This window comes from Paenibacillus tuaregi, from assembly GCF_900086655.1.
In the GTDB taxonomy this organism is placed as follows: domain Bacteria; phylum Bacillota; class Bacilli; order Paenibacillales; family Paenibacillaceae; genus Fontibacillus; species Fontibacillus tuaregi.
Window position 1 is genome coordinate 4,437,085 of sequence record NZ_LT575476.1, and the last position, 25,281, is coordinate 4,462,365.

Annotated in this window: 21 protein-coding genes; 8 read left to right on the forward strand and 13 right to left on the reverse strand. The window is 50.8% G+C overall.

The features are described 5' to 3' along the window. Position 1 precedes the first annotated feature (1 nt). Positions 2-1,837 (reverse strand): sensor histidine kinase, encoded by a 1,836-nt coding sequence (locus BN6628_RS19825; protein WP_068620059.1) that lies wholly within the window; start codon positions 1,835-1,837, stop codon positions 2-4. A 313-nt stretch (positions 1,838-2,150) separates the two neighbouring features. On the opposite strand from BN6628_RS19825, the gene BN6628_RS19830 reads away from it, so the two are divergent. Then, entirely contained in the window at positions 2,151-5,294 is a 3,144-nt protein-coding gene (locus tag BN6628_RS19830) for an alpha-mannosidase (RefSeq protein WP_068620060.1), read from the forward strand. Positions 5,295-5,505: 211 nt separating this feature from the next. On the opposite strand, the gene BN6628_RS19835 is transcribed toward BN6628_RS19830, so the two are convergent. The 3 genes from BN6628_RS19835 to BN6628_RS19845 are packed head-to-tail and all read right to left on the reverse strand — an operon-like array spanning position 5,506 to position 8,592. Next, positions 5,506-6,309 carry an energy-coupling factor transporter transmembrane component T family protein gene (locus BN6628_RS19835; RefSeq protein WP_068620061.1) on the reverse strand — a complete coding sequence of 268 codons (804 nt, stop codon included), beginning with the start codon at positions 6,307-6,309 and terminating at the stop codon, positions 5,506-5,508. Then, positions 6,306-7,982 carry an ABC transporter ATP-binding protein gene (locus BN6628_RS19840; RefSeq protein WP_068620062.1) on the reverse strand — a complete coding sequence of 559 codons (1,677 nt, stop codon included), beginning with the start codon at positions 7,980-7,982 and terminating at the stop codon, positions 6,306-6,308. Before BN6628_RS19840 ends, BN6628_RS19835 begins: the two co-directional genes overlap by 4 nt. A gap of 4 nt (positions 7,983-7,986) precedes the next feature. Further along, positions 7,987-8,592, reverse strand: a complete 606-nt coding sequence (locus tag BN6628_RS19845; protein WP_068620063.1) for an ECF transporter S component — start codon at positions 8,590-8,592, stop codon at positions 7,987-7,989. A 317-nt stretch (positions 8,593-8,909) separates the two neighbouring features. On the opposite strand from BN6628_RS19845, the gene asd reads away from it, so the two are divergent. Then, complete coding sequence (asd, locus tag BN6628_RS19850; RefSeq protein WP_068620064.1) at positions 8,910-9,701, forward strand: archaetidylserine decarboxylase; 792 nt, start codon at positions 8,910-8,912, stop codon at positions 9,699-9,701. Positions 9,702-9,804: 103 nt separating this feature from the next. On the opposite strand, the gene BN6628_RS19855 is transcribed toward asd, so the two are convergent. After that, positions 9,805-10,758: a nucleoside hydrolase gene (locus BN6628_RS19855; protein ID WP_068620065.1), complete on the reverse strand. Its 954-nt coding sequence runs from the start codon at positions 10,756-10,758 to the stop codon at positions 9,805-9,807. Between the two features lie 92 nt (positions 10,759-10,850). On the opposite strand from BN6628_RS19855, the gene BN6628_RS19860 reads away from it, so the two are divergent. Then, on the forward strand, positions 10,851-11,489 hold the full coding sequence (locus BN6628_RS19860) for a Crp/Fnr family transcriptional regulator (RefSeq protein ID WP_068620066.1): 639 nt from the start codon (positions 10,851-10,853) through the stop codon (positions 11,487-11,489). Positions 11,490-11,809: 320 nt separating this feature from the next. Here the strand turns inward: BN6628_RS19860 and BN6628_RS19865 are convergent, their stop codons facing one another. Both BN6628_RS19865 and pdxR read right to left on the reverse strand, forming a co-directional pair. Continuing rightward, positions 11,810-12,595, reverse strand: coding sequence for a helix-turn-helix domain-containing protein (locus BN6628_RS19865; RefSeq protein WP_068620067.1), 786 nt, complete (start codon positions 12,593-12,595; stop codon positions 11,810-11,812). Positions 12,596-12,800: 205 nt separating this feature from the next. Further along, positions 12,801-14,297, reverse strand: coding sequence for a MocR-like pyridoxine biosynthesis transcription factor PdxR (gene pdxR / locus BN6628_RS19870; RefSeq protein ID WP_068620068.1), 1,497 nt, complete (start codon positions 14,295-14,297; stop codon positions 12,801-12,803). 190 nt (positions 14,298-14,487) lie between these two features. On the opposite strand from pdxR, the gene BN6628_RS19875 reads away from it, so the two are divergent. The 3 genes from BN6628_RS19875 to BN6628_RS26720 all read left to right on the forward strand — a co-directional run bounded on the left by BN6628_RS19875 (position 14,488) and on the right by BN6628_RS26720 (position 16,723). Beyond that, the gene (locus tag BN6628_RS19875) at positions 14,488-15,105 is read left to right on the forward strand and encodes a pyridoxamine 5'-phosphate oxidase family protein (RefSeq protein ID WP_068620069.1); all 618 of its coding nucleotides are present in this window, start codon (positions 14,488-14,490) and stop codon (positions 15,103-15,105) included. Between the two features lie 102 nt (positions 15,106-15,207). Then, positions 15,208-16,509: an aminotransferase class I/II-fold pyridoxal phosphate-dependent enzyme gene (locus BN6628_RS19880; RefSeq protein WP_068620070.1), complete on the forward strand. Its 1,302-nt coding sequence runs from the start codon at positions 15,208-15,210 to the stop codon at positions 16,507-16,509. A gap of 88 nt (positions 16,510-16,597) precedes the next feature. Continuing rightward, on the forward strand, positions 16,598-16,723 hold the full coding sequence (locus BN6628_RS26720) for a YjcZ family sporulation protein (protein ID WP_213621041.1): 126 nt from the start codon (positions 16,598-16,600) through the stop codon (positions 16,721-16,723). 89 nt (positions 16,724-16,812) lie between these two features. Here BN6628_RS26720 and BN6628_RS19885 read toward each other — a convergent pair whose 3' ends face one another. The 6 genes from BN6628_RS19885 to BN6628_RS19910 all read right to left on the reverse strand — a co-directional run bounded on the left by BN6628_RS19885 (position 16,813) and on the right by BN6628_RS19910 (position 23,104). Further along, complete coding sequence (locus BN6628_RS19885; RefSeq protein WP_068620071.1) at positions 16,813-18,036, reverse strand: ABC transporter permease; 1,224 nt, start codon at positions 18,034-18,036, stop codon at positions 16,813-16,815. 4 nt (positions 18,037-18,040) lie between these two features. Next, positions 18,041-18,790: an ABC transporter ATP-binding protein gene (locus tag BN6628_RS19890; protein WP_068620072.1), complete on the reverse strand. Its 750-nt coding sequence runs from the start codon at positions 18,788-18,790 to the stop codon at positions 18,041-18,043. Positions 18,791-18,847: 57 nt separating this feature from the next. Then, positions 18,848-20,221, reverse strand: coding sequence for a DEAD/DEAH box helicase (locus BN6628_RS19895; RefSeq protein ID WP_068620073.1), 1,374 nt, complete (start codon positions 20,219-20,221; stop codon positions 18,848-18,850). Between the two features lie 110 nt (positions 20,222-20,331). Continuing rightward, positions 20,332-21,576, reverse strand: a complete 1,245-nt coding sequence (locus BN6628_RS19900) for an erythromycin esterase family protein (protein ID WP_068620074.1) — start codon at positions 21,574-21,576, stop codon at positions 20,332-20,334. Positions 21,577-21,788: 212 nt separating this feature from the next. Next, positions 21,789-22,562, reverse strand: a complete 774-nt coding sequence (locus tag BN6628_RS19905) for an SDR family NAD(P)-dependent oxidoreductase (RefSeq protein WP_068620075.1) — start codon at positions 22,560-22,562, stop codon at positions 21,789-21,791. A gap of 83 nt (positions 22,563-22,645) precedes the next feature. Continuing rightward, on the reverse strand, positions 22,646-23,104 hold the full coding sequence (locus BN6628_RS19910) for a chemotaxis protein CheX (RefSeq protein WP_068620076.1): 459 nt from the start codon (positions 23,102-23,104) through the stop codon (positions 22,646-22,648). Between the two features lie 269 nt (positions 23,105-23,373). On the opposite strand from BN6628_RS19910, the gene BN6628_RS19915 reads away from it, so the two are divergent. Together BN6628_RS19915 and BN6628_RS19920 are read left to right on the forward strand one after the other, a co-directional pair. Then, positions 23,374-24,276: a LysR family transcriptional regulator gene (locus BN6628_RS19915; RefSeq protein ID WP_068620077.1), complete on the forward strand. Its 903-nt coding sequence runs from the start codon at positions 23,374-23,376 to the stop codon at positions 24,274-24,276. 36 nt (positions 24,277-24,312) lie between these two features. Next, positions 24,313-25,122 (forward strand): histidinol-phosphatase, encoded by an 810-nt coding sequence (locus tag BN6628_RS19920; protein WP_068620078.1) that lies wholly within the window; start codon positions 24,313-24,315, stop codon positions 25,120-25,122. The last annotated feature ends 159 nt before the right edge of the window (positions 25,123-25,281 follow it).

Consider the following 25,281-nt stretch of genomic DNA (forward strand, 5'->3'; position numbering starts at 1 on the left):
CCTATACCCCCTTCTTCATAACCGGGAGTTTGATAATAACTTCCGTTCCCCGGTTCTCCTGACTATCAATGGACACGCCATAGTCTTCTCCGTAATTGAGACGCAGGCGTTCATGCACATTCAGAATCCCGATATGCTGCTCGGAGCCCCCGCTGCCGGACTGCGGGGACGCGGCGGTCAACCTTTCCCGGATAGCCCTGAGTTTATCCGCAGGAATTCCCCAGCCATTATCCGACACCGTAATGGTAATGAAGTCCCCTGCCCCTGCCGCGACAACCGAAATGCGGTTATCCTCCTCATGGGCACGGAAGCCGTGCACAATGTAATTTTCCACAATGGGTTGAATCAGAAGCTTGATAATTTGGCAGCTGCTAATTTCAGGGTCCATGCTTACCTCCGTCTGAAGCCGCCCTTCATACCGGAAACGAAACAAATCCAGGTAGATGGAGATCATCTCCATCTCCTCCTCAATCGTCACAATAGTGCTCTTCTTGACCATATTCCGGAACATCACGGAAAGGCTGTAGATCATCTGACCGACATCACGGGCCCCTTTGTCATAAGCCTTCATGCGGATGGACTCCAGGGTATTGTACAGAAAATGCGGATTAATCTGGGATTGCAGCGCCACAAGCTCGGCATTCTTCTGTTTGATTTCGGACGTATATACTCTGTCGATATGCTGTTCAAGACTTTCACACATGGCATTGAACCTCTGTGAGATTTGCTTCAGCTCATCCTCCCCCGGCATTTGAATCCGGGTGGTCAGATCCCCGTCCCCAATCCGGCTCATGGAGCGGATAATACGCTGAATCTTTTTGGAGTATTTGCGGATAATCGATGTTGTGATCATGACACTGGCGACGATAAATATAAAAGTAACCAGAATAAGTCCTGTCCTTAAGCTGCCTGTGCTCTTCTCGATTGAAGACTTGGATACAATGCCGACCACGGACAAGCCCGCATTTCCGATATTGAGCACATTGATCTTGGACTCTTCCTCAAGCTGAGTCCACTCCCCGCTATTCTCAAGCTTGTCGCGGTAAGGATAAATTTTGCCGAAATAAGTCTGCTCCGAGTCATAGATTACCCGGCCTTGAGCCGTGATCACAAGCACCCTGCCGTTGCCTACCGGTGCCCTGGAGTTCAGCCAGTTCGTAATCTGATAAGGATCAAATTCCACGGTCAGCATGCCGATCCGCTGCAGGGTCCAAGGATCTTGCAGCTCCCTGGCGTAAGAATACAAGGAAATATCGGGCCGGAGCAGCCGGGGAACTTCCCGTTTCACCGGCAGCGTATCCCAGGGGTGCTGTCTTCTCTTGGCAATCCAGTCCTTAAGCGACGGCACGGAAGCGGTTTCATAATCAATCTGCTGATTGTCCCGGCTGATCGAGAGATAGAAATTCATCGGATAGCTGAAGATGGACAAACCCACGGCCCCTTTCTCCTGCTCCAGATAAGACTTGAACGTGGCACTGAAGGAGTTCATCCGCTGCTCTCCCGATTTCGAGAAGTTGTCCAGCCTATAGCTCAAATAGCTCTCATAATTGTGGGTAAGAAAATTCATCAGCTCATCGCTTAGCGATGCGTCCGCATAGACCGTCTGTATGGTGTTCTGCAGATTCTCATACTGCCTGCTTAAATACAGGCTCAGCACGTGGGCTGTCTTCAGATTGGCATCCGTCTCCTCTCGGATGATTCTCTGTACCTGATATTGATACACCATCACTGCCGCAGTGGCGAACAGAATGATCATCACCGCCGAGTAGAGGAGAATGATCTTGTTGAACATTTTCCTTTTCAGATGATTCCGGTAAAATCTGCGAATTTTAGACATCCGTTGCTTTGGCCTGCCTTTCGGGTGCTTATTTGGGTTCAGTGTACCACCGCACTCCAGAATCCGGCAAACCTACTTTGTTACATTTTTCATAAACTTCAGCTGTCGGTTAACCTGCCCATAGCTCGCCAATTAGCCGATTTCCTGATCCCGGAAAAAAAATTTGATTAAACCCTTCCCGCTGACTATAATGAATCATGATCCCCTAGATCACCGTAATTTTAAGCTCTGCAGCACTGTGGCACCACAGGTGCCGTTACGCATATATTTCCTCTCACTGCCTGCTGTTCAACATGAAGGAGGCTTTTTTGCCATGTTCTTAACCCAGCACAAAATTGGCAACCGGCTCCACGAGCTGTCCGGTTACCGTTACCGTGATTCCCAATCGATCTCCAGCTTCAAATCTCTGGAAGACACCCGAAAAGAAATAAACCCTTCAGTTCCTGAAGTGAATGCAAATTGGAACACGCTTCCCGTAGGCGGAACGTGGACCGGACGCGATCTATATCTGTGGCTGTCGGCCGTTGTCGAAGTTCCAGCCTCGTGGTCTGGACGCCGCATTCTCGGCCGCTTTGACTTCGGGGAGACAGGCGGGGGCAACAACTCCGGCTTCGAATCCTTGTTCTACCTGCACGGCAAACCCTATCAAGGCGTGGATTCCAATCATATGGAAGTGTTCTTTAATGAGGAAATGGCAGGAACCTGCGTGGAACTGAAGTTCCGCTTATGGTCAGGACTCGAAGGCGGAGGACAGCCGAAAAACCAGACCCACGGCGTGAAGCTGGCTGAAATATGCTGGTTGGATGAAAAAGTTGACGATTACTACTACACTCTGCTTGCCGTATCCGAAACCGTAAAGGTACTGGATGAGAATATGGCGGAGCGGGCCAAGCTGCTCAAAGCGGCGGACGATTCCCTCCTGCGGATTGACTGGAGCGAACCCGGATCGGAAGAATTCTACGCTTCTGTATATGAGGCCTGCGACTTCCTGTCGGACGCCATTGACCATATGGAGAAAACCTCGCCGGTTCAAATCACCTGTATCGGCCATACCCACATTGACGTAGCTTGGCTGTGGAGGCTGAAGCATACCCGGGAGAAATGTGCCCGCTCCTTCTCGACGGTGATGAGATTGATGGAAATGTACCCGGAATATGTGTTCCTACAGACCCAGCCTCAGCTCTACGAATATGTGAAGGAAGATTACCCTGAGCTGTACGAGAAGATCAAAGAACGCGTTGCCGAAGGACGGTGGGAAGCCGGCGGCGGCATGTGGCTGGAAGCCGACTGCAACCTGACCTCGGGTGAATCCCTGGTTAGACAACTTCTGGTTGGCACCCGCTTCTTCAAGCAGGAATTTGATGCAGACTGCGATTACCTCTGGCTGCCCGATGTGTTCGGATACAGTTGGTCGCTTCCGCAAATCCTGAAGAAATCTGGGATTCACACCTTCATGACCACCAAGATCAGCTGGAACCAGTATAACCGGATGCCTCATGACACTTTCAAGTGGCGCGGAATCGATGGCACCGAAATTCTCACCCACTTTATCACAACCACAGAGCCATGGTCGCAGCCAGGGTCATGGTTCTACACCTACAACGGTCAGATCATTCCGAAGACCGTTAAAGGAAGCTGGGATGCATACCGGGATAAAGAGATGAACCAGGAGCTCCTCCTCTCCTACGGCTATGGCGATGGCGGTGGCGGGGTTAACCGGGAGATGCTGGAGATGCGCCGCAGACTGGATCGTATGCCAGGGCTGCCTAAGCTAGAGACCGGCCGTGCGGACGAATATTTCCGCAAGTTGAACAAGACTGTGGAAGACACCACCAGCTATGTTCATACCTGGGATGGGGAGCTGTATCTGGAGTACCACCGGGGCACCTATACAAGTCAGGCCCACAATAAGCGGATGAACCGCAAGCTGGAACTGCTCTACCGCCAGAGTGAATGGCTCGGCGTGGCACATAGTGTGCTGATGGGAGACTTTGGTTTGTACCGCAGCGGAGAGCTGAATGAGGGCTGGAAGATCATTCTCCGCAATCAGTTCCATGATATCATTCCTGGCTCCTCCATTCGTGAAGTGTATGAGGACAGCAGAATTGAATATGAAGAGGCCGAGAGAATCGGTTTGGAAGCCTGGAATCAGGCTGAACAGGCTCTGATCCATAACTCCCAGCCGAATGTGTATACCGTTTGGAATTCATCCCCTTGGGCAGAGACCCAGCTGGTACAGATTCCGATAGAAGGCACTTCGGAGAACCGTGTCTGGAGAGATTGTGACGGGCGTTCGCTGGCAGCTCAAGTAGAAGACGGACATTGGATGATCGAAGTAAGGGATGTGCCTGCGATGGGCTGGACTTCGATCCGTCTGGAGGAAGGCGATGCTGCTGCCGCCGAGGCTGGATCTCCGTTCACGATCAAACCGGATGGGATTACGACCCCTTATTATGAATTGCAGTGGAACGAACACGGGCAGCTGACCCGAATTTATGATATTGCCGAAGATCGTGAAGTCTTGGCTGCAGGGGCAAAGGGCAATGTATTCCAGCTGTTTGAAGACAAGCCTCTTGCGCACGAGGCATGGGATATCGATATTTTCTACCAGCAGAAATCAAAGGAATTGAACGGTCTTGTTGACTCCAAAGTGGTAGAAACTGGCCCGCTTCGGACTGTCATCCGCTTTGAGTGGAAATACAGCAAGTCCACGCTTAGCCAGAATATGATCGTGTATGCGAACTCCCGCCGGATTGACTTCGTAACCGAAGCCGACTGGCATGAGCGCCAGCAGCTTCTTAAAGTCGCATTCCCGGTCAATATCCGGGCGACTGAAGCTACTTATGACATCCAGTACGGCAACGTGAAGCGCCCAACACACTGGAACACAAGCTGGGATGCCGCAAGATTCGAGACGGTTGGCCATCAGTGGGCAGATCTGTCTGACAAAGGATATGGAGTCAGCCTGATGAATGACTGCAAGTACGGCTATGACATCAAGAACAATGTCCTGCGGCTATCACTCATTAAATGTGCGATCCACCCGGACACAGAAGCCGATCAAGGCTACCATACGTTCACCTATTCCCTGTTCCCGCATACTGGCGACTGGCTGCAAGGGGATACGGTGCGAAGTGCCTGGGCACTGAACAACCCGCTGCGGGTGGCCGAAGGCGTTCAGACTACTCCGTCCTTGTCCATGTTCAGACTATCTCGCAGCACAGCCATGATCTCCGCTGTGAAGAAATCCGAAGACCGGAACAGAGTCATCGTTCGGGTTCACGATTTCTCGGGCACCTGCTCATCTCTAACTCTGGAGAGCGACTTTAAGATTGCCTCCTGGACCGAATGCAATCTGATGGAGCAGCCTGAAGGCGAGGTATCCACAGATCCAAGCATTACCTTTGTGCTTGAGCCGTACGAGATCAAGACCTTTGAAATTGATTTGAAAATTTAACTTGGAAGATAAGAATCACAGGATTCACGAATCAAAGAATCAAGAATTAAAAAATCAGGGATCAATAGTCTAGAACAAACATCAAAAAATCAAAAACAGGCCAACCGGGACCATCCCCCCATTGGCCTGTTTTCTTTATTCATTCAATCTTCCTTAACGCCTGCTGTTCTCTGCAATGAGACGTTTTATTTGGGCGAGGGAATGTTGAATTTCAACGATATCGCACGTCTGTTATCCCGAACACGGCTAAACCCTCTCCCGCCCAATATGCCGCCGCAACCACCGTCCCGAAGAGAAGCACTGTATAAACATCATAACGGGTATATTTTGAAGGGTAATAATAAGTTCTCGTCCGGTTCCGGTTAAATCTCTTCGACTCCATTGCTACCGCAACCCGGCTTGCGCGGCGGATGCTCTGGGCCAGCAAGGGTACCCCGTAAAGCTTCACCTGCCCTACAACTCCCTTGAGTCCGCCTCTGGCTCTGATCCCACGGATCTGAAGGGCCTGCCTGCGGATCTGGAACTCCTCCCAGACCATCGGCAGCAGCCGGATGGAAGCCATGAAGCTGTAGGCGAATTTGGCCGGCAGCTTGAACTTCTGCATCAGCGCATAGAAGAGGTCCACCGATGAAGTCGTCAACACGAACAGAAGCCCCTCCGCGGCAAAAGCAACCGACTTGAACCCGATATGGATTCCCCGGTGAAAGCTCTCTTCCGAAATCCGGACAAGCCCCCATGACCACCAGAGATGGTCGCCCTTCCCGAACAAAATCATAGTTGAAGAAGAGGAAATAAATATCAGGATGAACGGTAGCACAATAAGGAATACCTTCCACGGCGGGTGCCCGCTTAAGGCAAACAGCATCACCGTAAACAGCAGTGCCTGATACAGTATAAAGTCCAGGCTATGGGTAAACAACGTGACGAGAAACATCGACATGACCAGTGCGATCTTCAATGCCGGGTTCGCTTTATGCAGCCAAGTGTGCCACCGGGAGTTAAGAAACTGATTCATTGCTTATCCTCCTTAGGCACATCCATGAAGCCGGAAGGCGTCCTAAGATCAGCTCGTTCCCTATTAGGACTGATGTTTCCGCGCTGCCGTCCATCCGGGCTAATGCCCATCAAATCGCCTCTTCTCGTAATCCCCTGACTAGTCAGCCTGCCCTCGCTGATTATCCACCGGCGGGTGGCTATTGCCTCGCTGATCCATTCCTCATGGGTAACCATCAGAATTGCTGTGCCTTGACCGCGCAGAGACTCACACAACTCCAGAATCGCAAACGTATTTACCGCATCCTGCCCGAAGGTTGGCTCATCCAGCAGGAGCAGCGGCTTTCTCCACACCATGGCCGTGGCTACGCTCAGTCTGCGCTTCTGGCCCAGCGAGAGATGATAGGGATGCCGTCCCCCCAAGCCCTCGAGCCCAAACTGTCTCAGCACCACGTCCGCGGAACTCGATTTTCCCTCGTTCTGTACCTGAGTCTTTGCGGTTTCATACTTAAGTGAAGCCATAATCTCATCCGCTGCCGTATCCGCAATAAATTGAAACTCCGGGTTCTGAAACACAAAACCGATGCAACCCGGCACCGACTTCCACCGATCCTTCCTCCGGCCGCTCCACCCCGCAGGCTGTCCAAGCAGGAGATAGGTTCCCACCGAAGGGATCAAAGACATCAAGCTCAATAAAAGCGAGCTTTTGCCCGCCCCGTTAGGGCCTGTCACCGCAATAAAGTCTCCCGGATACACCGCAGCACCATCCACCTCAATCACAGGCTGGCGTCCCCGCAGTCCGGTAAATGCCCTTAACCGCAGCACTTCATTGGTTGGGGTGACAACCTCCTCACCCCTGCAAAGATCGGCATCACGGGCCTCCTCTGCTTCCCCCACGGAACCGAATACTTTCATTCCCCGTGTGGACGACAAGTAATCCTCCCATATTCCCGGATACCATACCCCGTAATCCTGCAGCTCCTTACGGTACTGTGCAAATACCTTCTCCGGCCTTCCTTCCCCCACAATGCTCCCGCCAGGGCCGAACAGGATGACCCGGTCCACATAAGCGAAGATCTCCTCAATCCGGTGTTCCACAATGACCACCGTTCTTCCCTCACCAGCAGCCCTAACCGAATCCCAGATCTGCTTTCGCCCCTCGGGGTCAAGGAGGGCAGACGGCTCGTCAAGGAAGAGAACATCTGGGCCGAGCAGCAGGACAGATGCCAAGGCCAGGCGCTGCTTCATCCCTTGGGACAATGAATCGATAGGAACATGAATCCCGGTCAGCTGGAGCCCTACCTCCTGAAGCACTTCCTTGATACGGGGCTCCATCTCCTCCCGGGGAACGCCCAGATTCTCAAGCACAAAGGCAAGCTCTTCATCCACGTAAGGCATGCAGAACTGGGTATCCGGGTCTTGAAACACAAAACCCCAGGCCTCTGGCACAACCTGCTCTTTACATCTCATCGGCACCTCCACAATATCAGGAATGATGCCGCATAACACTTGCATCAAGGTCGATTTGCCGCACCCGCTCGGCCCCAGCAGGAGCACCTTTTCACCTTTATGTATCGTGATGGAGAGGTCTTTAAAAACGAACGGGTCCTCAGCAGAGAACTTCAATCTTAAGTCCGTAACAGCGGCGGCAGGGGCCTCGCCCGCTCCCACAGAAACACCTATTTCCCGGACCACGACGCTAGTCTTCCAAGGCCTGGTAATCTTTGTCCTGGAGCGGACGCAGCTGTCTGGTTACTCCCGTTGCCTCCACTGCCTTCACCAGGCCGTAAGCCAGGTAGCCGGCAATCACAGCGGAGCTGATAGCCCGCAGGACATACTTGAGGATCACCAGCCATGCCGGATAATCCGCGAGGTAGCCATAATAAATATCCGGAATAATGGAGCCCGCAGCGGCACCGATCCCAGCAAGCGCGGCAGCTCCCGGGGTGAATCTTCTATACCGGAATGCCGCAAAGACCAGCTCCGCACCAAGACCCTGTACAATGCTGTAGAACACCAGCTGGATTCCCCATTCACTTCCGAACAAAATTTCCACATGGGAAGCGGCCACCTCAGCGATCAGCGCGATCCCCGGCTTGCGGATCAATAGAAAACACAGTGTGGGGGCGATGAACCACATCCCGTATACAATCTCATTGGATTCTTTAAAAAATGGGGTGAACAGGCTGTAGACAGAGCTCCAGAAATGATAGACAACCCCAAGCACCAGCGATACAAAGACGGTAACGAGCAAATCGCTCAGCTTCAGTCCTCTCCCTCTTCCCCGGTTAACAGCTTCTTGCATGTAACTCATCTCCTTCTTCTATACTATTGCATACAAAAAAGCCGTCTGAATAAAGCACAGACGGCGGACGGGTCCTCGGACGTTCGATTCTCTACGCTGGCATTATCCAGTTCAGATTAACGGTCAGCAGAGGAATATATCTGCAATCTCAGCCCATTTCCACGAGCACCCGTATCCTATGCAATTGATCTTAACATACACTATTTCCCATTCAATCATCAAGTTAAAATATGCAATCCACCATGTTCATGGTTGATTTAAACCTTGTTCTATGTCAATATAAGCTTTGTCTTATCTGTTTTTAAGGAGGAGGCCCAATGGCAAAAAAAGTGATGAGGCTGATGACCGAACTTTCCTCCCGGAAATGGATCTCTAAAATCATGGGACACTTCTCCCATTCCGGATTGAGTCGTCACGTAATCCCCACATTTGCAAAAACTTATAATATTCCGCTGCATGAAGCGGAGAAAGATATTAGCGAATACCGCTCCCTGAATGAATTTTTCTCCCGGCGTTTGAAGACCGGCATGCGCCCGATCCCGGAAGTTCCCGACGCCCTGATCAGTCCGGTGGACGGAATAATCACAGGCATGGGCCCCGTCAACGGGGGGCTGATCCCTCAAGTGAAAGGACAGGACTACTCGCTGGATGAACTGCTTGGTCATTCCCCGCACATGGAGACGTACAAGAACGGATACTTCTTCGTTCTGTACCTGAGCCCAACCAACTATCACCGTATCCATGCTCCGGTCACAGGCAGGAAAGTGGAGAGCGAGCACCTTCCAGGACGGGTATATCCGGTCAATGATTTTGGTCTTACTCACATGAAAAGAGTCCTCAGCCGGAACGAAAGGCTGATCACCTATATCTCCCACGAGCTTGGCGAGGTGGCTGTGGTTAAAGTCGGCGCCATGAATGTAAGCAGCATCAAGTATACGGATGCCTCTGTGGATTCCTGGAACCGCGGTGATGATATGGCTTATTTCGAGTTCGGCTCCACCGTCGTCCTTCTGACCGAGAACGGCACTTTCGAACCGCTGCCTGATCTGGCCGTAGGGTCGCCGGTGCAGCTCGGCACCCTGCTGGGACGCTTTTACCGGAAGGATTAGGGTACACTCCCGATTCAACTACCGTAAAAAAGCCGATTCCTGTACGTTCAGGAATCGGCTTTTTTGCGGCTTTTTCGAACAAGCAAATCTATCAATATAAAAGTTACCGTACCAATAACTCCAGTAACCTTCTCTTGAATAACTGATTGTCGATTTTTTTACAAACCGTTGCATTAGGAAGGTTGGTACCGAAACCATCGGAGATGGCTGATTTCCCTCCGTCATTTATGACCACCTGGCCATAAGTGACTTCTTCTGTAGTACACACATTGCAGTAACATAACTTGTCTTCAAGAACGATATCCTCCCATAATACGACTCCCATGGCGACGGCATCAGGCAAATCTACAAAATACCCTCCGCTTGCTTGCAGGTTATACTCTAATAGAGAGCGATTACACCTGACAGCGAACACCGCTTCTTCCTTTTGGCTTGCCAGTAAAAGTTCCATATCGTCTCTATTCCAAGCGGCTTCACCTAAGCAAACATCAAATCCGATAATTCTAACAGGAATCCCTGAGTTCATCATAATTCTATAGGCTTCCGCATCAACATATACATTGAATTCGGCTACAGGGGTAGTGTTCCCAGGACCAAAACCGGCAGTGCCCATCGAATAAATACGCTTAACCTTCTTCATCGTTTCTGGCGCTTTTAATATGGCAAGAGCTATATTTGTAACTGGACCTATGGTGACAATTTCTATTTCTTCTGGATTTTTTTCTACTAAGTCCAACATCAGATCTACGGCATGCCCATATTCAGGCTTAAGGGTAGGATGAATTAAATGATCATCTCCCATACCATCTTCACCATGCACATGAACTGCTGTTACGAGATCCCTCATTAGAGGTTTAGCTGCTCCTGCATAAACAGGTGGCTTCTGGGCATTCGTTACTTCTACAGTCATTAAAGCATTTTTAGTTGCAAGTTCCAAAGGCACATTCCCACAAACCGTTGTCACAGCCAGAACATCAACTTCCGCAGACTTCAGCGCCATGATTAACGCAACTGCATCATCACTTCCCGTATCGGTATCGATAATTAATTTTCTCATCCTGTGGCCTCCATTGCTTATTTGGCCTTATTATAAAATCCCTCCTATAATGAAAACAGGTCAAATGACCAAAACAAAAAGAAGGTGAAGGAATGGATTTTGAAAATATAGTGAATCATGCACCATTACATATTAAAAAGGAATTTATTTATAGAACCCATGAGAAAGGTAGTCTGATTCTCCATCCAGGTGAACATAATCATTATCTTTACATCCTAACCACAGGCACAGCCGAAGTATATAGACAGAGTTATGCAGGAACGATGCTCTCTTTATATATTTACCACTCCTATAGCTGCTTCGGTGAAATCGAAATTTTTAATGAAAATATTAAAACCCTTGGCGTTATTGCAAAACAGACCTGCGAAACAATCGCTATCCACAAAAATAAAGTCTATGAGTGGATGAAAATTGATTTTAACTTCAATTTTTATATCGTTAAGCAACTCGCCTCGAAATTGATTTTAAGTTCGGATATTGCAGCAAAGCTATCCCTTCTAACCGTGAGTGATCGTGTATTACTGAGTATACATAATCATTATAAAATGGGGGATCTGCATAACCTTACAAAGCAAATGTTATCCAGTGAGGTCTGTGCCCCAATTAGAAGTTTAAATCGCTCGATTGCCCAGTGTATAAGTGAAGGACTTATAGATTATAAAAATAAAAAATTCCGCATAAATTCAGTTACAGAACTCGAAAAACATGTTGAAAGCTTTTCGTTAAGCTGAGCCTCGTTAGACTTAGAATAAAAATAATAAAAGGCTGCCCGATAGACGGACAGCCCTCCTGACAGCACCCAGTGCTGAATATGTGAATAACATGAACTTACTTTAAGTATCAGAATTAATTAGAACCAGTACTCTTGACGTTCTGCCGTTGGCCGAATCCGGCGCAAACGATTCCGAAAAATGCTGCAGCCTTTGGAAAAGCTATCCCGGCTGCGCATCCGCCGTCTGCTCATATAGGCACCTCCTTCCTTACTTAAAAGTAACATAAATACCCATTACCCTGCCAGTCCACGGTTGAAACAGGCTTTCCCGAAAATTTCTCAACGGATCTCCGAAGGACTCTTACCCGTGTACTGCTTGAATTGACGGCTGAAAAAGAAAATATCCCTGTAGCCGAGGGCATCCGCCACCTCCGTCACATTCATCCCGGCATGCAGCAGCAGATGCTGTGCCCGGTCAATCCGGCACTTGATAATATAAGACTGAACCGACGCGCCGGTCAGCTCTTTGAATTTAATGGAGAAGTATCTCGCAGACAGCCCCGCTCTCGCCGCCAAATCCTCGACCCGGTGAGGCAAGCCCGGATGCTGCATCACATAGTTGGCCACTTCATGTATAACCTCCGTCAGCTGATTGCTGACCTTCTTCTCCACCGGCTTCTCCTTCTCCTCCCGCAGCAAATGGATCATCAGCTGCTTCAGAATGAGACGAGCCTCCTCCTCAGCCGCGTAGGCCCGAATTAGAAACAATCTTACATACCTTGACAGCATATATTCGAAATCCAGTGTATCCTCAAGTACCCGGTAGGCCCCAGGAACTTCCGACACCGGCTCGTTAACATCAAAGTGAATATAGGTCAGCACTAAAGGCTTCTGCGGATTGTGCGTGGCGCTCGTATGGTCGCCTGGACGGAACAGGAAGCAGCTTCCCCGTCTTACTTCGATAGGACGGTCATTCAGCACAACCGTGCCCTCTCCGCTCCATACGTAGAACAGATCATAATTCTCCAGCGGTTTCTCCCGCTTCTGCCATTTCCAGCCGGGTTCACATACGATCTTCGCAAAGGCAGGCTTCAGCACGAAAGAAGACGTTGAAGCATGAAGCATGATATTCCCTCCTGCTACTTAATTGAGCTATATAAAATGAACTTATGAAGGTTACCCTTTAGAGCGCTGAGATGCCGAGTGTTCTTTAAGGCCGCTGTTGTCTCCGAAATGCTTGAACTAGATATCCTAAAGTTCATTTTATATAATAATGCTCCTGAGCATCTCTGGACGATCATTCCCGTCCTGCCCGGTTCATCTCATTATACTATGTATTCCCCATGTCTTGCACAAGCCTCCATGCCCCAAGCAAACGCTGAATTCCCTCGTTAATTTCTTCCAATTGCAAATGAGAAAATGAAAAGCAGGCCGCGGGCTCTCCAGCGGTCAGCCGGTAATAGCCCGCATCGCGGAAATCAACTCCGGCCTTCACCGCCGCAGCGCGGAGCCTGCGGAACTCCTCCGGGGTTCTTCTCCACTCCGCATAGATATGAAGCCCCGCATCTGCAGGCAGCACACGGAAGAGCTGCGCCATCTCACCGGTGGACAGCTGGTCCCGCAGCGCATCATGCCGGCTGTGGTAAAGCCGGCGCATCCGCCGCAGATGGCGGCCATACTCTCCCCGCGCCATGAAGCGGGCCAGGGCCCGCTGCTCCAGCCTGCCAGGCGGCGTCGGCTCGAACAGCGCCTTGGCCCGGCGCACAGGCTGAATCAGCCCGGGCGGCAGCACGGCGTACCCGATCCGCAGCGAGGTGAACATCGTCTTCGTAAACGAGCCGATGTGAATCACCCGCTCCTCGCGGTCGAGCGCCTTGAGCGGCTCCAGCGGCCGCCCGCCCCAGCGGAATTCGCTGTCATAATCATCTTCGATGATGACAGCTTCATGCCGCCGGGCCCAAGCGAGCAGCTCCCGCCGCCGCGGCGAAGACAGCACCGCGCCGGTGGGGAACTGCCGGCCCGGCGTCACGAAGAGCAGCCGTGCCGGCCAATCCTGCGGCACAATACCGCTTCCGTCCAGCATCGCCGGAAGCGCCCTGCCGCCGCAGGCCTGCACCGCCCGGAAGATCCCGTGGTATCCGGGATCTTCTACTACGGCGGGCTCGCCCTCCCCCAGCAGCAGCTGGGTCAGCAGCGCAATGGCCTGCATCGAGCCGCTGAACAGGCAGATCTGCGCAGCGTCCGCCGCGATCCCCCGGCTTCTGCGCAGATAAGCCGCGACCGCGCTCCGCAGCCCCTCATCCCCGAACGGGTCCTCGGGGCTGAGGTTATCGTCCGCGGTCTCCTCCTTCGCGGCATAGGCCAGCGCGCTTTTCCACTCCGCCTGCGGGAAATGCCTCATGTCCGCCCTGCCCTCACTGAACGAAATGAAGCCCGGTGAGCGGGGGGCTTCATTTCCGCCCTGCCGGGTTGACGCTGAGCTCCCGGCAGGGCGGCCCTGGATTTCGCTTACCCGCTTGCCCCAAGGAGATAGCGGCAGCTTGGCCTGGGCGGCCTGCTCCTTTTCGGGCTTGGCCACCCATGGTGCAACATAAGTTCCCCGCCCCACCTCCGGCAGAAGATAACCTTCCGCCAGAAGCATATCGTAAGCCTGGGCGACACTACCCCTGGAAATTCCATATAATCCGGCCAACTCCCGTGAGGAGGGAAGACGGGTTCCTCCCGGCAGCCTGCCCTCATGAATGGAGGTGCGGATGGCATGATAGAGTGCCAAATATTTATAACGATGCTGTCTTAAGCTTGCTTCCCAAGGCAAGGTCAGATCCATCCGGATTCATCCTTTCATATGTAAATGCTCTAAGCAGCGTAGGAATGTGCCAGTCAATAGAAATTGGACTAATAAAATTAATCTAAATTGGTTCTTTTTATATGTCAATTCCCGAATTATGCTGATAATCACAATTTGCCGTCAGCTTCTATATGCTTTCGGTGGTATACACGAAGGGGGATTTCTAAGGATGAGACGGAAAGAGTTTGCAGTACATGAACAGCAGGAAATCGAACAATTCCTGCATGAACAAAGTTATGGCTTCCTGGGCACGGTGGGAGAGGATGGCTGGAGCCGGGTTACCCCGCTTAATTTTGTATATGGACATGAAGTGTTCTATTTCCACGGAAGCCTCGCCGGCGAGAAGATGAAACACATGAAATCAGACAACCGGGTCAGCTTTACCGTAGCCGAAGAGTATTCCTTGATTCCTTCTTATTTCTTTGATCCGGATCTGGCCTGCCCGGCCACCGCCTTCTTCAAAAGCGTAATGGTTAAAGGAAGAGCCGAGAAGGTCACAGACCTGACCGAAAAGGCGGCTGCCCTTAATCTATTCATGCAGAAGCTGCAGCCGGAAGGTGGCTACCTTCCAATTGATGCCGCGAATCCCGAATACACGGGGAATCTTAAGGCTGTCTCCGTCGTCAAGATCATCCCCGAACAGATCAGCGCCAAATTCAAATTCGGCCAGAATATGAAAGGAGCGCGGCGGGCGGGAGTGATTTCAGGACTGGAGGACCGCAACCAGGGCAAGGACCTGGAAACTATCCGGCTGATGTCACAGTATTGCCCTTTTCATACCGATTGAGAAGGTTTTTGACCGTGACGGTTCCCTGGGAGAATGTTATAATGTTAGGCAGTAAAAAACGGATACCAAGGGATCCTAAAAGACTGGAAGGATGAACGAGAGATGAACCCACTTGCCGAACAGTTAAATGAGAATATCAAAGCTGGAAATGCCAATGTGTACGAGGTGCTCTCCACGCTTGGAAGAGAGATCTACTTCCCTAAAGAGGGGATTCTGAGCCAATCGGCGGAAGCAACGGCCCACGCGAAGAAGTTCAATGCCACCATTGGAATTGCTACTGAGAATGGGGGACCAATGCACCTGTCCGTATTCCAGGACTCGCTGTCCGCTTTTAACCCGAAGGACTTGTACCCCTATGCTCCGCCTGCGGGCAAGCCTGAGCTCCGGTCAGCATGGCGCGCCAAGATGCTTCAGGAGAATCCGTCCCTTGAAGGCAAGAGTTATGGCAATCCGGTTGTCACTAACGCCCTAACTCATGGCCTTAGCGTTGTGGCAGATCTGTTCGTTAATGAAGGAGACGCGGTCATTTACCCGGATAAGAACTGGGAAAACTACGAGCTTACCTTCGGTATCCGCCGTCACGGCAAGATCGTGAACTTCCCGCTCTTCACCGAACAGATGACCTTCAACAGCGCAGGGCTCCGGGAAGCGCTGCTTGCCCAGAAGGATAAAGGCAAAGCCGTGGTCATTCTGAATTTCCCGAACAACCCGACCGGTTACACGCCTGGGGAAGCTGAAGGCAAAGAAATTGTGGCTGCCCTATACGAAGCTGCGGAAGCTGGAATTAACGTTGTGGTTGTAACGGACGATGCCTATTTCGGTCTCTTCTTTGAGGATTCCATGCACGAATCACTGTTCGGTCAATTGGCAGGGCTTCATCCCCGCATCCTTCCTGTTAAAGTCGACGGGGCTACCAAGGAAGAGTATGTCTGGGGCTTCCGCGTGGGCTTTATTACTTTTGCCAGCGAGAATCAGGAGGTTCTGTCCGCTCTTGAGCAAAAGACGCTTGGAATCATTCGTGCCACGATCTCAAGCGGAGCCCATCCTTCCCAGACCTTTGTGCTGGAGGCGCTCAAATCTCCTGATTTCGGCAAGCAAAAGGAAGAGAAGTTTGTAATCATGAAGGGCCGCGCCAACAAAGTGAAATCGCTGCTGGACAGCGGCAAGTACGCGGACGCATGGGATTACTATCCTTTCAACTCCGGATATTTCATGTGTCTTAAGCTTAAAGATGTGCCGGCTGAGGCCCTGCGCCAGCATCTCATTCATCAATATGGCGTAGGAACCATCGCGCTCGGCGATCATGATCTGCGCGTGGCGTTCTCCTGCATCGCGGAAGAGAATCTGGAAGAATTGTACGACCTTATCTATCAGGGCGTTCAGGATTTGAGGAAGCAATCTTAAGCGGTCTAGACCTTTACCCAAGCACCGCTCCTATCCCTGTCATACAATACCATGTACCTAATCACAGACGGGAAAGGGGAATATACACATGGGTGAAGTTAGTGACAACAGAGGAGGATACGGCGGCGGTATCGGAGGTGCATTTACAAGCACAGGTGCAATCCTTGTATTGTTCATTCTGCTTGTAATCGTCAGCCGTACCATCCTTTACTAATCTTTTGATTTAAGAAAAAGGCCACCTGAGCAGTCAGCTGCTCAGGTGGCCTTTTAAATTGTGTTCCGTGTTTGGGGGCTTGCCCGCAATCAATCCTCGTCCTCATCCTCTTCTTTCTTCCACGTTCGCGCGAACCGGCTCCGCAGCAGGAATACAAGCACAATCCCCACAGCAAGGCTTGCCAGAACAATGGTAAGCTGGGCCATACCCAACACAAGCATCGGGAGCCACATCAGGATAGCCAGTGCCAATCCAATCCCGAACATTAAACGAAGAGCCGCCTCGATGGAGGCCCCCGGTGGAATTGGATAGAAGGAAGCTGCCGGAGAATCCCTGTGCATCTTCCGAAGTGTACTGAGCTGCATACAGGACGCAAATAACAGGAACAAGTAAATCGCGGGTCCCCATAAGCTTCCTCCTGTCCACCACACAAGCAGCATGCCCAGCAGAGCCAGGCGGACCATAATCCCAAGCAGTTCACTTCGGACAAAAGATTTGATCAACAAGTAACGAAAGGCGTCCTTTTGTCCCCAAGGCACACGGTTCCCGGTTCCCGATAGCCACCTGCGGGGATATACCCGCTGTCCGTCTGCCGGAATATCCACAAACCAGCCCAGAACCAGGCTGACTCTTGAAGCTTGGGTCCTCTCTGTGGCAATCAGCGTCTCCCAAGGGACTTGATGTTTGATCGCCATACGAAGCGACAGCACGTAATTTATTCCCACCAACAAGGTGAATATCATACTTCTCAGCGGCGGCTGCCAGAGCCATGCCGCCAGCATCAGAATCACCAGGGACCAGCGCAAGAGACGGTATCCGCTCCTCGCTCTGGCCGAAACCATCCGCAGTTCCTGCCATCCCCCGTAAGAACTGATGATTTTCAGCACGGCCAGCACAATGATCATCAGCCATAGAGGTTTAGGCTCCGGACTGCTGCGGACATAGAGCGGCCAAGCAGCCAACAGCAGAATGAACAAGCCGATCAGCTTGTACGTCACTCCACTCCGGAAGGCCGGCATGAAATACGGCTTCATTCGATATTCCTGCGGCAGCAGAAAGCTCACATCGGCAGGCTGCATATAGGTTCTAAAGCTTGCAGCTATCGTAAGTGGGCTCAGAATGAGAAGCATAATCCAGTGAATCGGAAGCTCTGGCGGGATATGCTTAAGGAACGACGTATACCAGGCCGAGAAAGCAATGAACAATATAAACAGCAGGACCGCAACCCCGCTCTGCATAATATAAGGAAAGTACGGTACGATCTTCCCCCAGAAGGAAGCTTTACGGCGGCTGCGCAGAGTTCCAAGTTCCATGGGATTATACGCCGCCTTTCACAAGCGCATAGAAAATATTTTCGAGCGATTCCCCCGGCAGACCCGCTTGTTGTGCGATTTCATTCAGTGTCCCCTGGGCAATTACAGCTCCGCGGTGAAGGACAATGAACCGGTCACAATAGTTCTCAATAGTGGAAAGAATGTGGGAGCTCAGCAGAATGGATGCTCCGCCCATTTTCATCTCCATCATGAAATCCAGCAGCGACCGGATTCCAAGAGGATCGAGCCCTAAGAATGGCTCATCAATAATATATAACGGCGGGCGGGCGATAAATGCGCTCATAATCATCACTTTCTGCTTCATTCCTTTGGAGAGATGAATGGACAGACTGTCCGCCTTCTCCTTCATATGGAACAGATCAAGCAGACGTTCCGAACGTTCGCGGTAAGCCTCAGGTTCAACCCCGTAGGCACGGGCGGTGAACTCCAAATGCTCGCGAACAGTTAACTCCTCGTACAGAAGCGGGGATTCCGGTACAAAGGCAAGTGAGGACTGATAGCTGTGAGGTTCCTCATTCTTGGTCTTCCCGTTTACCACCACGGCCCCTTTATGAGGGGTCATCAGACCCAAGATATGCTTCATTGTTGTGCTTTTTCCGGCTCCGTTCAATCCGATCAGCCCAACCATTTCTCCGGCTCCGACCTCGAAGTTAATATCATGAAGCACCGGCTTGCCGAGGCTGTAGCCTCCGCTTAGCTCTTCAATCTGCAGTACGGGCACTGTTTGCTCCATAACCTTTTCCCCCTTAACCGATTAATTACGTGCTCGTGCTAAATATTAATACTCCCTTTAGGAACGGGGATTTTGTTTATCTTTGAGCCACTTTGGAGCCCCTTTGTTCTTCCGATCCCGGTGCCGGTCAGCCTTGCGTTCACCCGATGGCGTCTCGCTGCTTCGGCCCCGTCCTGGACTCTGGCTCTGAGCACTTCCTCCCCCCGCTCCAGCAGCCGGCTTAGTGCTTCTTCTGCTTGGACGGGGAGCCCCCTGAGCTGGTCTTCTTGGACCTTCTCCCGTACGGGCAGGGGCAGAAGGATCTACGAGCCGGCCTCCATAGAGCGCCTGCTGAAGGAACTTGATGCCAAGCTCTTTCGAAAATTTGCGGATAATAAATTCCTCGCGCGGCGTTATGATAGAGACTGCGGTTCCTCTGCGGCCCATCCGCCCGGTACGTCCTGAACGGTGAACATAATGCTCAGAATCAATCGGAGGATCGTAATTGATGATTAAAGTTAAATCTTCAATATCGAGGCCCCGTGCGGCCACATCACTGGCGATGAGCAGCTGTATGCTGCCTTCCCGGAACCGGCGCAGCACCAAGCTGCGGGTAGTCTTATCCGCATCCCCATACAGGGCCTGGGCATTCAGGCCGACAAAGTTCATCTTCGCCTCAACCTCACCGATATCCTGGGTGTTATTCACAAAGACAATCGCCTTCGGAGCATTGTACGTCCGGACAATCCGGCGCAGCATATCAATCTTGTCCCGTTCCTCCGTTACAAAATAAACATGCTCCAGCGTCTTGGAGGTACGCTGTTCCGGTTCAATCCCGACTTCCACCGGCTCTCTCATCTCCCGGTAAGCAAGCGTCTTAATTTCCGGGCTTACGGTTGCTGACAAAAACAGCAGCTGGCGGTCCCGTAGGGCGGCACGGATAATGTGCTCCACATCACCTGCTCCACCTAGCTGGAAGACCTGATCAACCTCATCGACGACCAAGGTTTTGACATGATGCATCTTCAGTTTCTTGATGGCCAGCAATTCCTTGATCCGTCCGGGCGTTCCTACGATAAGCTGAGGGTGGAGCTTCAGCCTCTCAATCTGGCGTCCGATGGCTGCTCCCCCGATTAAAGCCTGAGGGCTGATTCCAAGTGGTTCCCCATAACGCTGGCTCTCCCGCAAGATTTGCATAGCGAGCTCTTGGGTCGGAGCCAGAATTACAACCTGGACCGACTTAACGGCAGGGTCAATCCGCTGCAGAATAGGCAGCAGATATGCCAGCGTCTTGCCTGTTCCGGTTTGGGACTGGGCCAGCACATCCTTGCCTTCAAGAACCACAGGGATGGTCTGGGCTTGAACCGGTGAAGGCTCCGAAATCCCGAATTCGGCAAGAACGGATGTCAAAGCTTCCTCGATGCCAATAGAAGCAAATGTATTTATAGTCATGTAGTTATCATCCTTTATCGTTGATGTCGTGCAAGCAGCCGCACTCACTGAAATGCGCGATATTTCCATTATATGCGAAACCCTTGATACCAACAAATGAAACCCCGCCATCACTCCAAGTATTTAGGCGGTCTCACATTGTTCACCACAATTACTGCGTCATACTGCTCCTTCAGGCGGATATAATATGGACTTCTTCCCCAATCCAGATTGATGCAATAATTGAAGATCCATTCATTCCCTTCATTATTGATTTGATGTCTGCTGAGATCCAAGAAGGCACAGCGGTGCCCGAGATTACCTACAATAGATTCTACACTCCCCTCGGGTGCCTCTGTTATTTCATATACCTCTCTTGTATTCGACGCCGCTGTTCCTCCCCTCATGTATTGACCAATAGTGTACGTCTGCCCGCGGAGACGTTCAGGAAGAAGGGAGCCCATGGAGATGAAGCCGAACCAGCTCTTCATATTTTTGGAGATATGGCCATTGTGACCCCAAACGATGAATTTATGCTCCGGATATAAAACCTCAGCAAGCCACACCAGATTGTCGGCCATACAGCGGTCTCGTCTGCGCATATATTGCCGGGAACTGCCCGAAAGCATTTTTATAAAATGAATCCGGTTATACATGCTCCTATGCACAAGATGGTACCTTTCATTACCTGCATTCCGGATCAACATTTGTTCATGCGTCTTTAGCAAGGCAAGCCCTTGCTGATAGATCTCCATAAACCCGGATTTGCGGGCTTTAAAGTCCCGTTTTACATCTTTGGAGTTAGACCCACCCAAATGAAGCTGCCGCTGGATTTCAGTATAGCAGGTCAAGAGGTCTTTCTCCGTATGCTCAAAGCGCTCCACAAAACCCCTATCCAGCTCAGTGAGCATGGAAGAGACAACCTGAGACAGCAGACCGTGCTCCGAGGAGGGCTGCGGGTCCATTCCGGCCAGAATCAAGGACCTCTGATCACCAGAATGGACCATTTGTTCGAACAGCGGGATTAATTCTTCGCTTCTCCACACTTTGAATATCGATTTCCTCATGATGTCGGCAGGAGAACCCCCCGGCTCCATTCCAGCAAGCCCGCAATCCGCTAATCCGCTCTCAAACACTACTACATTAAAGCCCATTCTCTCGTGCAAATAGCGGATCAATCTGATCCGAATCTCGTTGTGCTCAGCAATCCCATGCCCATTCTCTCCAAGAAGCACGATCCGCTTATCGCCAACATATTCCTCTAGAAAATCCAGATCCGTGTCACGATCAGAATGGAGCCCAATTGGCCTGACATTCTTACTGGCCCATTCCAGCCAGGCAGGCTTTTCTTTTATTTCTAAAGTCTTCAGACCCACGTTATTCCTCCCGATTTCTAAATAATAAAAACTCCTTATATGTATATACGGGTTAGGACTAAACATGGTTGTACGAGCCGTCGTGCGAACCGCATCCCTACATGGCTGTGTTTGCCGCTCCCAGCCTGTTTATTTCTAGGCGTTACGCCAGCAATAAAAAAATCTTCCGTCCCTTAATATAGAGAAACGAAAGACCTATTTGCAGCTTATATTTATTTCTTATTCAGCATTCTTGAACTCAGCTTATCCGCAAGCCTCGGGAACAGCTGATAGAGCCTGATTCCAATTCCTGCGGCCCAAGGAAGATCCACTTCAGCTTTCCTTCTCTCGATGACAGAGACAATTGCCGCGGCCACCTTCTCTGGCTTCATCATAAACCAGCCGATATTCTTCACATACTCGCCGCCTGGATCAGCAAGCTGGAAGAACGGAGTGTCGATCGGACCGGGATTCACCGCAGACACCGTGATCCCGTACTCCTTCACTTCCGGCCTGAGGGCATTGGTGAACCCGAGCACGGCATGCTTTGTAGCTGTGTAGGCCGTAGACTTCGAGGTCCCGATCTTGCCCGCCATGGAAGCAACATTCACAATCTGACCTGATCCGGCCTTCATCATATGAGGCAGGACCGACTTCGTACAGCGCACGATGCCCATGTAGTTCACATTCATCATGTCCGCGAACTCGCTAAGCGGCATATCCTTGCAGTACTCAAATTTGCCGTAACCCGCATTGTTAAGCAGGACATCGATCCGGCCATAGGTTCCGATAATACTGTCCATCACTCTGGTGACATCATCATCCTGGCTGACATCCATGGGGATTACCGCATGCGGCCCTTTCAGCGCTGAGCCCACATTCTGAAGCTTGTCCACGGAACGGGCCGTCAGAATGACCACCGCCCCCCGCTCGGACAGCATTTGTGCGGTTAAAGCCCCTATGCCGCTGGAAGCCCCTGTGACTACAACTATCTTATCTTTGAGCAAATCACCCGCATCCTTTCCCCAGTCGGCGGTCTATAGCGCTCATGGAACCCCCTGTTCCATCCGCCGCCGTAGCTGGTTCTATTCTACGAGATCATTACCTGAATATCCAGTTCGCCCACTCCATTAATGGTAAGCGGTATAAATAGTGCCTTGGCTGCTGAGCTGTCTTCTCTATTCTGTGACTTGATCACTCTAGGCGGAGTAATATCTACCGTAAAGCCCTGGTTAGACAGAATGGTACTAGCATTGCCGCTGATCATGTTGCCAAGCTCCGAAATGGCACTTGTCCCCATTTCATCCATCTCAGTGATCACAAATCCGCCCATCATAAGAGAGACGATTCTTAAAGCGACATCCTCTTGCAATCCGAAGACCACATTGCCGCTAAGCTGTCCCGTCATGCCAACCTGAATCCAAATGTGATTATCAACATGAACAACATCCTTGATTCCCAGACTTCCTGCGGAAGGTGAAATTTGAATGACCTGTTCAATAACAAGCTTCGCGGATTCTAAAAAAGGATTGATCACTTCTGCCTTCACGTAAATGCGCCCCTTTGCTCTGGGAAGTCCTGCTTTCGCAACAATAGTCCCATCTTTTGGTTGTTTATTATTATACTTTATTCCTAAAAATAAATCATTAAAAAATCACAATTCCAGGAACTATGCTCCTTAAGTAACCCTGGCCTCTTACTGGGTACCCAGCCTGTATGTGCATTGCCCTGATGAACCGAATCGCCTATAATGATAGGAAAAGTCTGCAATTCTCTGATACGGATAAGCAAGTGCAGTGAGCATTAAGGAGGAGTACGATGAACATAAGTCAATTGGAGACGCTCATCACCATCTCCAAAACAAAAAGTTTCCGGAAAGCGGGGGAACTGCTGAATCTGACCCAGCCGGCAGTATCCGCACAAATAAAAAGCCTTGAAGAAGAATTCAAAACCGTACTGGTCGACCGCAATCAGCCGGTAACCTTGACTGACCGGGGTCAGGTCTTTCTACAGCACTCGGAACGGATTATGGATATCGTGGAAGAATTGAAGCAAAAGCTGTCCGATATGGAACATACTCCTCAGGGACATATTGTGCTGGGTACAACCACTTCGATTGCCATTCAGATTCTGCCGCGCATCCTCTCTTACTTTCAAGATCAGTTTCCATTGATCAAAACGACGATTCAATCCATGCCATCTTCTCAAATCTATCAGAATGTAGAGAACGGACTCGTGGATGTGGGGATTGGATATCTGATTGAACGCAATCCCCAAATCCATGCCTCCGCTCTGTACTACGATACATTTGAGCTGGTTGTATCCCCTCTTCATCCATTGGCAAAGGCAAGGAACCCTGTCCTTCAGGATCTGCAAGGCGTTCCCCTGATCCTTTTATCACCGGACACTGTCGGAAGAAAGTTTGTGGAAGATGTATTCAAGCAGCATCAGATTGAGCCCAACGTCGTCATGGAGCTTTCCAGCAGTGAAGAGGTGAAGCGTATGGTTGAAATCAATCTGGGCGCTGCCATCATTTCCAAACAATCCATTTCCAGAGAGCTCCGTCTGGGTACCTTAAAGATTGTTCCGATTATTGAGCTTGAGGTGACCCATCCAGTTGGCGTTATTTACAAATCCAGCCGATATATCAACTCGGCCATGCAGCAGTTCCTTAACGATTTGAAAGGAATGCCCGAGACCCATTTCATCAGCTCGGAATAGCCTACATTTCTGCGTACTGAAAGGAGCCTACACGCAATGAAATTCGATCTGCACACCCATCATTTTCGGTGCGGTCACGCTGACGGAAATATTCGGGATTACATTGAAGCCGGCCTCGCCGCAGGCCTTCAAGTCATTGGAATCAGTGACCATACACCTTATTTCGGAAGCCCGGAAGAGCAGCCCTTCCCCCGTATTGCTATGGCTAAGAAGGATTTCGCCGGTTATGTGGACGAAGTATTGCGCCTCAAGGATGAATATGTGGGGAAGATTGACGTTCTCCTGGGTATTGAATCCGACTTTTTTCCTGAACATGCCGAAGTATACCGGGAAGTACTTAATTCCTATCCGTTTGATTATATTATCGGTTCAGTGCACAGCACATTTAATAGCAGCATATTTAACAAGACCCGCTGGAGAGGTCTTACAGACCAACAGCGGATTGAACACAAGGAAGAGTATTACAGCCTGATCCGCCAGTCCGCCCGCAGCGGAATGTTTCAGATTCTCGGCCATATCGATGCCATGAAGGGGAATTATCCGGCTTTCTCCGATATCCCGGCAGAATCCGCAATTGAAGAGACACTCCGGACGATTGCCGAGTGCCGTGTCGCGATTGAGATCAATACCTCAGGGAAAACCAAACTCAGCGGTGGATGGTATCCATCCGACGCAATTCTTGAACGAGCCTTGTTCTATGGCGTTGAAGTCACATTTGGTTCGGACGCTCATAAGCCGTTCCGGGTAGGGGATGAGTGGGATGCCGTAGCCAAACGGCTCAAGGAGATTGGATTCACGGAGTGGGTATATTTTAAAAACAAACAAAAGATTTCTGTTCCGCTGTAACCTCAGCTGCCGGAGATCAGTCTTTAGAGCCCTTCTCTTAATTCGAGAGGGGCTCTTCATTTATAAGGGCTACCGGCTGAAAAATTCATGAAAGTCAACCCATGTGCAAAAAAAAGAGAACCCTTAGAGTTCCGACTCACCGGGTTCCAAAACTATTTA